We start from the raw sequence: 12,350 nt of genomic DNA on the forward strand, positions 1-12,350 counted from the left end.
CGCTGCCAAAAAGCACGGTGAGGTCGGCCACCGCGCGTGCGGCCACCTCGTGACCTGCGAGAGAGAGTCGCCCGCCTCACCCCAGGAAACTCAACCGCACCTGGCGGTCGGGATTGTCCTTGTTGGTGTCCACCAGGCACACCGACTGCCACGTCCCGAGCGCCAGGAGGCCGTCGATCACCGGGAGGGTCGCGTGGGGCGGGACGATCGCGGGGAGGACGTGGTCGCGGCCGTGGCCGGGGCTGCCGTGGCGGTGCTGCCAGCGGTCGTCGGCGGGGAGCAGGGTGTGCAGGGTGGCGAGGAGGTCGTCGTCGCTCCCGGCTCCGGTTTCGAGGACGGCGATTCCGCAGGTCGCGTGCGGGACGAAGACGTTGAGGAGTCCGTCGCGGCCGTGCGCCGCCTCACGCAGGAAGTCCTCGCACTCGCCGGTGAGGTCGACGACCCGCTCGTGGGAACCGGTGGCGATGTTGAGCACGCGCGTGGTGAAGGCATCTGACATGCCCCCATCCTCACCCGGACACGGGACTTCACGCGCCTCGACGCGACGTATTCCGCCGAGGGCGCCACGTGCCCGCTCTCCGATACGTACGGTCCATCAGGCGAGACACCGTTGACCCGCGACCGGCCATCTGGCTACTTTCACCGGCATGTTGCGTTCAGCCCTGCTCACCACGCGCGGTCACATCGACCTGCTGCGGGTGGCCTCCGCCGCGTGTCGTCGCGGCCGCTGACGCCCTTCCCGCTCGTTCCCCCACCGCCCTCGCCCAGGGCGGCATCCCCGTGGCACCCGTACGCCGTCCGCGCGTATCCCTCGTGACCACGTCCCCGGCGTCGCCGTACGGTCCGCTGATCCCTGATCCCTGATCCCTGATCCGGACCGGCTCAGCACCGCGTCCCGCGCCCCACCTCACCCCCGTGGAGCAGCCATGAGCATCAGCCATGCCCCACCCAGCACCCACGATCCGGACACATCCGGCATATCCTCTCCCCCCGCGCCCGCCGCCCTCCAACGCCTCGTCCCCGACTCCTCCCGCCGCGCCCGCGTCCCGCGCTGGCTGCGCCGCATCACCGGACCCCTTCTGCTGCTCCTCCTGTGGCAACTCCTCAGCGCCACCGGGGTACTGACCCCCGACGTACTCGCCTCGCCGGGACGCATCGCACGGGTCGGCGCCGACCTCCTCGGGGACGGTTCGCTGCCCTCCGCCGTGGCCACCTCGCTGGGCCGGGTCGCGGCGGGGCTGGCGGTCGGCACCGTGACCGGCATCGGACTCGCCCTGGTCTCGGGGCTGTTCCGGATCGGCGAGGACCTGGTGGACGCGCCGGTGCAGATGCTGCGGACGGTGCCGTTCGTCGGTCTCATCCCGCTGTTCATCATCTGGTTCGGCATCGGCGAGACCCCGAAGATCGCCATCATCACGCTCGGGGTGACCTTCCCGCTCTACCTCAACGTCTACGCCGGGATACGCGGCGTCGACTCCCAGCTCATCGAGGCGGGCGAGTCGCTGGGGCTGTCCCGCTGGGGACTGGTACGGCACGTGGTCCTGCCGGGCGCGCTGCCCGGCGCCCTCACCGGGCTGCGCTACGCGCTCGGCGTCGCCTGGCTCGCCCTGGTCTTCGCCGAACAGGTCAACGCCGACTCCGGCATCGGCTTCCTCATGGTCCAGGCGCGGGACTTCCTGCGGACCGACGTGATCGTGGTCTGCCTCATCGTCTACGCGTTCCTCGGTCTGCTCACCGACTTCATCGTCCGCTCCCTCGAAAGGCTGCTGCTGCAATGGCGACCGACGTTCACGGGCCGGTGAGCCCCGCGAAGACCGGGCTCCCCCAGGTCGTACGCGTCGAGGGGCTGACCCGCTCCTTCGACGGCCGCGCCGTCATCGACGACCTCACGCTGGACATCGCGCCCGGCGAGTTCGTCGCGCTGCTCGGCCGCAGCGGCTGCGGCAAGTCGACACTGCTGCGCGTCCTGGCGGGCCTCGACCGGGAAATCGAGGGGACCGTCCTCGTGCCGCGCCGCCGGGCCGTCGCCTTCCAGGCGCCCCGGCTCATGCCGTGGAAGAAGGTGTGGCGCAACGTCGTCCTCGGTCTGCCGGGCAGGCCCGAACGCGCCCTCGCGGAACGCGTGTTGGAGGAGGTGGGGCTCGGGCACCGCGCCGACGCGTGGCCGAAGACGCTCTCCGGCGGCGAGGCACAACGCGCCTCCCTCGCCCGCGCCCTGGTCCGCGAGCCCGACCTCCTGCTCCTCGACGAACCCTTCGGCGCGCTCGACGCGCTCACCCGGATCAAGGCCCAGCGCCTGGTCGGCGAAGTGTGGCGGCGCCGGGGGTGCGCGGTACTGCTCGTCACTCACGACGTCGAGGAGGCGGTTCTGCTCGCGGACCGGGTGCTGGTGATGGACGGCGGGCGCATCGCCCACGAGCAGCGGGTCGCGCTCGACCGGCCGCGCGACATCACCGACCCCCGGTTCGCGGAGATCCGCGCCGGTCTGCTGGAACGGCTCGGCGTCGACACGGCGGCGGAAGCCGCCTGACTTCCGCTGTCCCGAGCGAGCTAGCCGGAGCTGAGCTGCACTCCCCTGCACGCCCTTGCGACGCCCTTGCGCTGCCTCGACCTGTGCCCGAGCTGCCTCGGCGTGAAGACGCGCCCCGGGCACAGCCTGCCCCTCCCCATCCCCACACCCCCGTATCCGCCTCCGTACACGAACGGAACCGCCATGCGACGACGCCTGCTCCCCGCCGCGCTGCTCCTCCCCCTCTCCCTCCTGGTCACCTCCTGCGGTGGCGACGCGACCGCGGGGACCGGGACCGACACCGACGGTTCGGGGTCCGTCACCCTCGCCGTCGGTGACCAGAAGGGCGGCTCCGAGGCCGTTCTGCGGGCCGCCGGAGAGCTGAAGAACCTGAAGTACCGCATCAAGTGGTCGACCTTCACCTCCGGTCCACCACTGCTGGAGGCCGTCAACGCCCGGGCCGTCGACATCGGCGGCGTCGGCAACACCCCGCCCGTCTTCGCTGCCGGTGCCGGTTCGAAGATCGCGGTGGTGGCCGCTCAGCACGGAACCTCGCTCGGCGACGCCATCCTCGTGCCGAAGGGGTCGAAGCTCACCTCCCCGAAGCAGCTCAAGGGCCGTTCGGTGGCCGTCGCACAGGGCTCGTCCGCCCACTACCAACTGGTCGCCTCCCTCAAGGCGGCCGGGCTGACCTTCAAGGACGTCAAGGTCAAGTACCTCCAGCCCGCCGACGCGCTCGCCGCGTTCAACTCCGGCAAGGTCGACGCCTGGGCGGTCTGGGACCCGTACACCTCCCAGGTGCTCCAGGCCAAGCAGGGCCGCGTGCTCACCACCGGCGAGGGCGTCACCAACGGGCTGGCCTTCCAGGTGGCCGCGCCCGGCGCGCTGCGCGATCCGAAGAAAGCCGCCGCGATCAAGGACTACCTGGCCCGGCTGCGGCGCGCACAGGTCTGGGTCCACGACCACCAGCAGGAGTGGGCCAAGGTGTGGGCGAAGGACACCGGACTGCCCTACGAGGTGGCGCTCGCCTCCGTACGGCGCACCAACTCCACCCGCGTCTCGGTCGCCGTCGACAAACCCCTCGTCGCCTCCGAGCAGCAGATCGCCGACACCTTCACCGCGCTGGGGCTCATCCCGAAGAAGGTCGACTTCGGTGACTTCGTGGATCCCCGTTTCAACGGCGATCTGCCCCCGTCGACCACCGCCCCGGCCCGGAACTGACACAGGAGGAAAACCGAGATGACCGTACGACTGCACTGGTTCCTGCCCACCGGCGGCGACGGCCGGACCCTGGTGGACCGCCACGCCTACGGCCCGAACGGCCAAGCCGGACGCAAGACCCCCGGACTGCGCCCGCCCGACATCGAGTACCTGGCACAGATCGCCAAGGCCGCCGAACGGCTCGGCTTCGAGGCGGTACTGACGCCGACCGGCACCTGGTGCGAGGACGCGTGGCTGATCACGGCCGCCCTCTCCCAGCACACCGAACGGCTCAAGTTCCTCGTGGCCTTCCGCCCCGGACTGCTCTCCCCCACCCTGGCCGCCCAGATGGCCGCCACCTACCAGCGGGTGACGCGCGGACGGCTGCTCCTTAACGTGGTGACCGGCGGCGACTCCTCCGAACAGCGCCGCTTCGGCGACCACCTCGACCACGACCGCCGCTACGAGCGCACGGACGAGTTCCTCTCGATCGTGCGCGGCGCCTGGCGCGGTGAGCCGTACGACTTCCAGGGCACCCACTACCAGGTGGACGGCGGCTTGACCGCGCTGCCGCCCGACCCGGTGCCGGAAGTGTTCTTCGGCGGCTCCTCGCAGGCCGCCGGGCCCGTGGCAGCCCGGCACGCCGACGTGTATCTGACCTGGGGCGAACCTCCCGCCCAGGTGAAAGAGAAGATCGACTGGATTCGCTCCCTGGCCGAGCGCGAGGGGCGCACGGTCCGCTTCGGTGTCCGGCTGCACACCATCTCCCGGGACTCCTCCGCCGAGGCGTGGGCCACGGCGAACCGGCTGCTCGACGACCTCGACGCCGACACCATCGCCGCCGCGCAGACCGCGCTCGGACGCAGCGAGTCGGTGGGGCAGCGCCGGATGCTGGAGCTGCACGGCGGCTCCCGCAACCAGTTGGAGATCCACCCGAACCTGTGGGCCGGTGTCGGTCTGGTGCGCGGCGGCGCGGGGACCGCACTGGTCGGCAGTCACGCGGAGGTGGCCGACCTCATCGAGGAGTACCACGCCCTCGGCGTCGAGCACTTCGTCCTCTCCGGCTATCCGCACCTGGAGGAGGCGTACTGGTTCGGCGAGGGCGTCATCCCCGAACTCGCCGCGCGCGGTCTGCTGAACGGTACGGCGGCCGAGAGCTCCGGGGGCGGCGCGCCGCTGCTGGTGGCGGGCGGGCGCTGACGCCGGATGCCTGCGGCGGGCGGGTCCGGGGGTGCAGTGCCCTGCCGGACTCGCCCGCCCCGCCGTACCGTCCGCTCCCGCCCTCAGTCCTCAGGAGTCCTCAGTTCTCAGGCTCAGCGGGGTGTCTGGGTCGCCGGTGTCCGGTGCTCGGCGTGCGGGCTGCCGTTCGGCGTTGCCGGGTGCGCGGTGGCGGCGGTGGCGGTCCGCTGTTCGTTGAACTCGGTCACATTGCGCATGTGCTGGATGTAGTCCGAGGTGAAGCGGGTGTCCCCGGGCTTGACCGTGACGAAGTACAGCCAGTCGCCCGTCGGCGGGCTGAGCACGGCCTTCATCGCGTCCTCGCCGGGGTTGCCGATCGGGGTGGGCGGGAGCCCCATGCGCTGGTAGGAGTTGTACGGGCTGTCGATGCGGGTGTCGTCGGTGCTGGTGCGCAGGATGTGGCGGTTGAGCGCGTAGTTGAGGGTGGCGTCCATCTGGAGCGGCATCCCGCGCTCCAGCCGGTTGAACACGACCCGGGCCACCTTGCCCATGTCGGCCTTGTTCGCCGCCTCGGCCTGGACGATGCTCGCGATGGTGACGGCCTGGTAGACATTCAGCGAGTTGCGCTGCGCCCCGGCGGCGACGGGCGCGGCGTTGAACTTCTCGTTGGCGGTGTCGACCATCAGCCGCAGCAGCGACTCCGCCGTGGTGCCCTCCCGGAGCGGGTAGGTGGCCGGGAAGAGATAGCCCTCGGGGTTGCCCTCGGCGTCCTTCGACAGCTTGAGCCCGGCGGTGGGGGCGGCCTTGCGCGCGGTGCCCGGTTTCAGTGCGAGGGCCTTGTCGACGGCGTCGTAGACCTGGCTCGCGCGCCAGCCCTCGGGGATGACCAGGGTCGCCGTTTTCGACTCGCCGCTGAAGAGGCCGATCAGCGACGCCGCCACGGCGGTGCCGGCCAGTACGGTGCCGACCCCGGCGAGGACGAGTCTGCCCCGGCGCGTCAGTCGCATCGTGCTCCGTGACGGAGTGTTGATGTTCATGCGGGCAAGGTAATACGCATATCACCTCATTCCCTGCATATCGCCTGGTCGCGTACTCCCGTCGCGCGTCAGGCAGCGGGGGCCAGTTGGGCGTCCCGGCGCACGAGGGCGGCGTAGCGACCGTCCTGGTCGAGCAGTTCCTCGTGCGTGCCGCACTCGGCTATGCGGCCGGAGTCGAGGACGACGATCTGTTCGGCGTCGCGGACCGTGGACAGCCGGTGGGCGATCGTGATGGTCGTCCGGTCGGCCGACAGGACGTCGATGGCCTCCTGGACGGCGGCCTCGGTACGGGTGTCCAGGGCGCTGGTCGCCTCGTCCAGGATGAGGACGGGCGGGTTGCGCAGGATGGTGCGGGCGATCGCCAACCGCTGCTTCTCGCCACCGGAGAAGCGGTGTCCGCGCTCTCCGACGACCGTGTCGTACCCGTCGGGCAGCGCCGCGATGTGGTCGTGGATCTGGGCGGCCCGGGCGGCTTCGTGCAGCTCCTCGTCGGTGGCGTCCGGCTTGGCGAAGCGGAGGTTGTCGGCGACCGAGGCGTGGAAGAGGTACGTCTCCTGGGAGACGACGCCGACCGCGCGGGCGAGGGTGTCGAAGTCGAGGTCGCGGACATCCACCCCGTCCAGGGTGACGCGACCGCCGGTCACGTCGTACAGCCGGGGCACCAGATAGCCGAGCGTGGACTTTCCGGCACCGGTGGGTCCGACCACGGCGAGGCCGCTTCCGGCGGGCACGGTGAGGTCGATGCCGTCGAGGACGGCGCCACCCTTGTCGTCATAGCGGAACTCGACGTTCTCGAAGCGGACCTCGCCCTTGATCTCGTCGAGATGGACGGGACGGGCGCGTTCGGTGATGTCGATCGGCAGGTCCAGGTATTCGAAGATGCGCTGGAAGAGAGCCAGCGAGGTCTGGATCTGGACGCCGGTCGCCAGCAGGCTCACGGCCGGGCGGAACAGTCCCTGCTGGAGGGAGACGAAGGCGACGAGCGTGCCGAGCGAGACCTCGGGTCCGCCGAACCGGAGCGCCAGACCGGCGGCCCAGTAGATGACGGCGGGCATCGCGGCCATCACGATCGTGATGACGGCCATGCGCCAGCGTCCGGCCATGCTCGATCGGACCTCCAGGTCCACCAGGCTCTCGGACTCCGCCGCGAAACCGGCCGTGAGGGACTCCGAGCGCCCCATGGTGCGGCCGAGCAGGATGCCGCTGACGGACAGCGATTCGGTGACGGTGGCGGCCATGGCGGCCATCTGTTTCTGGCGCCGGGTGGTGATTCTCTTGCGTTCCTCACCGACGCGGCGGCTGATCCAGACGAAGACCGGCAGCAGGACCAGGGAGACGATCGTGAGCCGCCAGTCGAGCGCGACCATGGCGACGACGGTGGCGATGACGCTGGTGGCGTTGGAGACCAGGGAGGTCGCGGTGGAGGTGACCGTGGCCTGCATTCCGCCGATGTCGTTGGCGATGCGGGACTGCACCTCGCCGGTGCGGGTGCGGGTGAAGAAGGCGAGCGACATCCGCTGAAGACGGCCATAGACGGCGGTGCGCAGGTCGTGCATGACGCGCTGGCCGACAGTGGTCGAGATCAGCGTCTGCAGGACGCCGAAGACGCTGGACAGGACCGCGCTGAGGATCATGCCGAGCGCGAGGAGGCTCAGCAGACCGGTGCGGCGCTGCGGGATGGCGACGTCGAGGATCTCCCGGAGGAGGAACGGCGTGGCCACGGAGACCAGCGAGGCCGCCCCGACGAGCAGGGCGACGATCGCCAGCCGCCCGCGATAGGGGCGGAAGAGCTTCAGGATGCGGCGCACCTGCCGGGGCTGCTGCCCTGCGTCGGCAGGTGGGTTCCAGGTGATTTCACGTTCGGGCTTCATGGGCTCCTACGAAGAGGGGAAGGGGCCGCCACGTGGGTCGGCCGACGGTGACTCGAAGAGCATAGCTCATTGTTACCTATACTCACAATGAACGGGGTCCTGATATTGTTCCCGGCATGAGCACCCCCGACTCCGAAAGCGCTCTCGCGGAGCAGTTGCTGCGGCTCACCCGCCGGGTGCACCGCATCCAGAAACGCCACCTCCAGCAGCGCGACCTGGGCGTCACCCCGGCCCAGTCCCGCCTCCTGCGCGTCCTCACCCACTACGACTCGCCCCCGCGCATGGCCGATCTGGCCGAGCACCTGGAGGTGGTTCCCCGCGCGGTGACGACCCTGGTCGACGGGCTGGAGGCGAGCGGCAAGGTACGCCGGATGCCGGACCCGGCGAACCGCAGGGTGACCCGCATCGAGCTGACGGACGAGGGCCGCGCGACCCTGCGCGAACTGCGCGGCGCGCGCCGCTCGGCGGCCGAGGAGATCCTCGCCCCGCTCACCGACAAGGAGCGGCAACTGCTCGGTCTGCTGCTGGACACCCTGATGGACGGGGATCTGCCCAAGCCCTGCTGAGCGGCGGGCGTCCCTGAAGGCATCGGAACGGCGGACGGCGCGGCTCCGTGGAATCTCACGGAGGACCGGGAAAACCGGTTGAAATTCACCACCGCGCGAGGCGACCCTTTCACGGCTTGCCGCCGTCTGTTGCCCTCCTCCGGACACGAGCCACTGGGACGCCATGCAGATCCAAGACCTTCCGTACTCCGATCCGGGCGTGGCCGACGCACGCTCGGGTCCGCACCTGCTGTGGTGGCTCTTCCGCAACCAACGGGGCGGGCAGCTCAAGGCGTTGCTCTGGGGGCTGCTCCATTTCTCCGCCGTCTGCGCGCTGCCCTTCTGTGTCGGACTGGCCGTCGAGGCGGCCGTGAAGGGCTCGGCCGCCGGGCTCCTCCGGACAGGTGGTCTGCTGCTCCTGTGCGGCATCTGCGTCGCCGTCGGCGACACCTTCCTGCACCGGGCCGCCGTCACCAACTGGATCACGGCTGCGGCCAGGCTGCAGCAACTGCTGGCGCGCAAGGCCGCGCATCTGGGCTCCGCGCTGACCCGGCGCGTGGCGGCGGGCGAGGTGGTCGCGGTCTCCACCGGTGACGTCGAGAAGATCGGCTGGTTCGTGGAGGCCGTCTCCCGCTTCACCGCCGCCGCGCTGACGGTGGTCCTCGTCTGCGTAGCCCTCATCGTCTACCAACCCGCTCTCGGTGTGGTCGTCGCCATCGGTCTTCCGCTCGTGGCCCTCGCGGTGCTGCCACTGCTCCCCCGGGCCACCCGCCGCGCCGACGTACAGCGCGAGAAGGCGGGCCGGGCCACCGAACTGGCCTCGGACACCGTCGCCGGGCTGCGCGTACTGCGCGGCATCGGCGGCGAGGAACTGTTCCTCACCCGCTACCGCAGCGCCTCGCAGGAGGTACGGCACGCCGCCGTGCGCAGCGCCCGCATGTGGTCGCTCATCTCCGCGATCCAGGTGGTGGTGCCGGGTCTGCTGCTGATCGCGGTGGTCTGGCACGGCGTCCAGTTGGCCCGCGAGGGCCGGGTGACGGTCGGTGAACTGGTCACCGTCTACAGCGCGGTCATGGTTCTCAACTACCCGATGCGGCACTTCGAGGAGATCGCCATGGCCTTCTCCTTCTCGCGCCCCTCCGCGACACGTGCGGCGCGCGTGCTGTCTCTCCAGCGCCCGACGGACACCGAGGGCACGGGCTCCGAGCGTACGGCTTCCGACGGCGCAGGCACCGGCGGCACGGGCACCGGCGAGGTGCCGGGAGGCGACCTGCACGACCCCCTCACCGGACTCCGCGTCCCCGCCCGCCGGTTCACCGCCGTGGTGTGCGGCGACCCGGACGCGGCGGGCGAACTGGCGGCCCGGCTGGGCGGCCATCCCGCCGAACCGGGACCGTCCGTGCTGCTCGGCGACGTGGCACTGAACGACCTCCCCCTGGACCGGGCCCGCACCGCGGTCCTCGTCCAGGACAAGGACCCGGTACTGCTGTCCGGCTCCCTGCGCGAACTGCTCGACGTACCCGCCTCCGGCGCCGTCCGTGCCGAGGACGCCCTCGCCGCCGCCCAGTGCGGCGACGTCCTGGACGCCCTCGCCCAGGCTTCGCTCGACGCCTCGGACCCCATGGACACCCGCGTCACCGAACGCGGGCGCTCCCTGTCCGGCGGCCAGCGCCAGCGGCTGGCCCTGGCCAGGTCGCTCGTCACCGACCCGGAGGTCCTGGTCCTGGACGAGCCGACCTCGGCGGTGGACTCGCACACCGAGGCACGGATCGCCGAGGGCCTGCGCGGACTCCGCTCCGGCCGCACCACCGTGGTGCTCACCTCCTCGCCCCTCCTGCTGGACCGCGCGGACAGCGTGGTCTTCCTCCACAAGGGCACGGTCGCCGCGACCGGTCCGCACCGCGAGCTGATCGCCACCGACCCGCGATACCGGGCCGTGGTGACCCGGGAGACGGAGGACGAACAGGACGACAGCGCCCGCGACGCCACCACCGACCTGACCGACCGGCGGGAACGGGCCGACGACGCCCTGCTGGGCGAACTCGACCGAATCGAAGAGAACCGGCTCGAAGAGATCGAGGAGAGCGCATGATCGGCGTCGCGCCACCGGCGTACAACCCGGCGGCCCCGAAGACCGCGACCACCCTCCCCGTAGGCGCGGCCTCGACGGTCCGCGCCTACGTCGCCGAGCTGTTCCGCCGGCACCGCCGGGCCTTCCTGCTTCTCATCGGCGTCAACACGGTCGCCGTCATCGCCTCCATGGTCGGCCCGTACCTGCTCGGCGACCTCGTGGAGCGGGTGTCGGACCACGCCCGCGACCTGCACCTGGGGCTGACGATCGGCCTGTTCGTGATCGCGCTGGCCGTGCAGGCCCTGTTCGTCCGCGAGGTCCGGCTGCGGGGCGCAATGCTCGGCGAGCGGATGCTGGCCGACCTGCGCGAGGACTTCCTCGTCCGCTCGGTCGGGCTGCCGCCGGGCGTGCTGGAGCGGGCGGGCACGGGCGACCTGCTCTCCCGGATCACCACCGACATCGACCGCCTGGCCAACGCCATGCGGGAGGCGGTGCCCCAGTTGGCCATCGGTGTCGTCTGGGCGCTGCTGCTGCTCGGCGGACTCGTCGTGACAGCTCCCCCGCTGGCGGCCGCCGTCCTGCTCGCGGTGCCGGTGCTGGTCGTCGGATGCCGCTGGTACTTCAAGCGGGCACCCTCGGGCTACCGCTCGGAGTCGGCCGGGTACGCCGCCGTCGCCGCCGTCCTCGCGGAGAGCGTGGACGCGGGCCACACCATCGAGGCACACCGCCTGGGCGCCCGCCGGGTCGCCCTGTCGGACCGGCGGATCAAGGAATGGACCGCGTGGGAGCGGTACACCCTCTGGCTGCGTTCGGTGCTCTTCCCCGTGATCAACGCCGTGCACATCATCGTGCTCGGTTCGGCGCTCCTGGTCGGCGGCTTCTTCGTCCTGCACGGCTGGATCAGCGTGGGGCAGCTCACGACGGGTGCCCTGATCGCCCAGATGCTGGTCGACCCGGTCAACCTGATCCTGCGCTGGTACGACGAGGTGCAGGTCGCCCAGGTGTCGCTGGCCCGCCTGGTCGGCGTGCGGGACATCGAACCGGACGCGGGCGAGGCCGCTCTGGTCCCCGAGGGCCGGGACGTGCACGCGGACCGCGTCCACTTCGGCTACCGCGAGGGCGTCGACGTGCTGCGCCAGGTGTCCCTGGAGGTCGCGCCGGGCACCCGGCTCGCCCTGGTCGGCCCCTCCGGCGCCGGCAAGTCCACCCTGGGCAGGCTGCTCGCCGGCATCTACGCGCCCCGCGACGGATACATCACCCTGGGCGGGGCCGAACTGTCCCGGATGCCCGCCGAGCGGGTCCGCTCGCACGTCGCCCTCGTCAACCAGGAGCACCACGTCTTCGTCGGTTCCCTGCGCGACAACCTCCTGCTGGCCCGTGCCGGTGCGGAGGACGCCGCGCTGTGGGCGGCGCTCGGCGCGGTGGACGCGGACAACTGGGCCCGCGCGCTGGACGACGGCCTCGACACCGAGGTGGGCTCGGGCGGACTGGCGCTGACCCCGGCGCAGGCCCAGCAGATCGCGCTGGCCCGGCTGGTGCTGGCCGACCCGCACACGCTGGTCCTGGACGAGGCGACCTCGCTGCTGGACCCGCGCGCCGCACGCCATCTGGAACGCTCCCTGGCGCGTGTCCTCGACGGCCGCACCGTGGTCGCCATCGCGCACCGGCTGCACACCGCCCATGACGCCGATGTGATCGCCGTCGTGGAGAGCGGCCGCATCAGCGAGCTGGGCAGCCATGACGAGCTGGTCGCGGCGGACGGTGCCTACGCGGCGTTGTGGCGGTCCTGGCACGGCTGATGCCGCGACCGCGCGGCTTGGTACGCCCTGGTGACCGGGCTGCCGACCGCGCCGGGTCGCACCCGCGACGGCACACCGCCCGGCCCCGCGCCGGGCGGTGTGCCGTTGCGCGGTCCCGATCCGGGATGGAAGGCTGGAC

At 71.5% G+C, this 12,350-nt stretch carries 11 protein-coding genes; 8 read left to right on the forward strand and 3 right to left on the reverse strand.

Annotated elements, in window-relative coordinates:
* Nucleotides 1-76: 76 nt before the first annotated feature.
* Nucleotides 77-499, reverse strand: a complete 423-nt coding sequence (locus IF655_RS03555) for a YjbQ family protein (RefSeq protein ID WP_199582012.1) — start codon at nt 497-499, stop codon at nt 77-79.
* A gap of 148 nt (nt 500-647) precedes the next feature.
* Between IF655_RS03555 and IF655_RS31730 the strand changes: the two genes are divergently transcribed.
* From IF655_RS31730 to IF655_RS03575, 5 genes are all read left to right on the forward strand, one after another.
* Nucleotides 648-731, forward strand: a complete 84-nt coding sequence (locus tag IF655_RS31730; protein WP_313884353.1) for a putative leader peptide — start codon at nt 648-650, stop codon at nt 729-731.
* 195 nt (nt 732-926) lie between these two features.
* The gene (locus IF655_RS03560) at nt 927-1,802 is read left to right on the forward strand and encodes an ABC transporter permease (protein WP_199582013.1); all 876 of its coding nucleotides are present in this window, start codon (nt 927-929) and stop codon (nt 1,800-1,802) included.
* The gene (locus tag IF655_RS03565) at nt 1,775-2,530 is read left to right on the forward strand and encodes an ABC transporter ATP-binding protein (protein ID WP_199582014.1); all 756 of its coding nucleotides are present in this window, start codon (nt 1,775-1,777) and stop codon (nt 2,528-2,530) included. Before IF655_RS03560 ends, IF655_RS03565 begins: the two co-directional genes overlap by 28 nt.
* Before the next feature lie 183 nt (nt 2,531-2,713).
* A complete protein-coding gene (locus IF655_RS03570; protein WP_199582015.1) occupies nt 2,714-3,730 on the forward strand; it encodes an ABC transporter substrate-binding protein in 1,017 nt (338 codons plus the stop codon).
* 18 nt (nt 3,731-3,748) lie between these two features.
* Nucleotides 3,749-4,909, forward strand: a complete 1,161-nt coding sequence (locus IF655_RS03575) for an LLM class flavin-dependent oxidoreductase (RefSeq protein ID WP_199582016.1) — start codon at nt 3,749-3,751, stop codon at nt 4,907-4,909.
* Nucleotides 4,910-5,022: 113 nt separating this feature from the next.
* On the opposite strand, the gene mltG is transcribed toward IF655_RS03575, so the two are convergent.
* Both mltG and IF655_RS03585 read right to left on the reverse strand, forming a co-directional pair.
* Nucleotides 5,023-5,925 carry an endolytic transglycosylase MltG gene (gene mltG / locus IF655_RS03580; protein ID WP_242488523.1) on the reverse strand — a complete coding sequence of 301 codons (903 nt, stop codon included), beginning with the start codon at nt 5,923-5,925 and terminating at the stop codon, nt 5,023-5,025.
* A gap of 68 nt (nt 5,926-5,993) precedes the next feature.
* Nucleotides 5,994-7,796 carry an ABC transporter ATP-binding protein gene (locus tag IF655_RS03585; RefSeq protein WP_199582017.1) on the reverse strand — a complete coding sequence of 601 codons (1,803 nt, stop codon included), beginning with the start codon at nt 7,794-7,796 and terminating at the stop codon, nt 5,994-5,996.
* Nucleotides 7,797-7,912: 116 nt separating this feature from the next.
* Here IF655_RS03585 and IF655_RS03590 point away from each other — a divergent pair, with 116 nt between their 5' ends.
* The 3 genes from IF655_RS03590 (at nt 7,913) to IF655_RS03600 (ending at nt 12,211) form a co-directional block, all read left to right on the forward strand.
* Complete coding sequence (locus IF655_RS03590; protein ID WP_199582018.1) at nt 7,913-8,362, forward strand: MarR family winged helix-turn-helix transcriptional regulator; 450 nt, start codon at nt 7,913-7,915, stop codon at nt 8,360-8,362.
* 163 nt (nt 8,363-8,525) lie between these two features.
* On the forward strand, nt 8,526-10,433 hold the full coding sequence (locus tag IF655_RS03595) for an ABC transporter ATP-binding protein (protein ID WP_199582019.1): 1,908 nt from the start codon (nt 8,526-8,528) through the stop codon (nt 10,431-10,433).
* A complete protein-coding gene (locus tag IF655_RS03600) occupies nt 10,430-12,211 on the forward strand; it encodes an ABC transporter ATP-binding protein (protein WP_199582020.1) in 1,782 nt (593 codons plus the stop codon). Before IF655_RS03595 ends, IF655_RS03600 begins: the two co-directional genes overlap by 4 nt.
* The last annotated feature ends 139 nt before the right edge of the window (nt 12,212-12,350 follow it).

The sequence above is a fragment of the Streptomyces sp. DSM 110735 genome, from assembly GCF_016482685.1.
Taxonomy (GTDB): Bacteria; Actinomycetota; Actinomycetes; order Streptomycetales; family Streptomycetaceae; genus Streptomyces.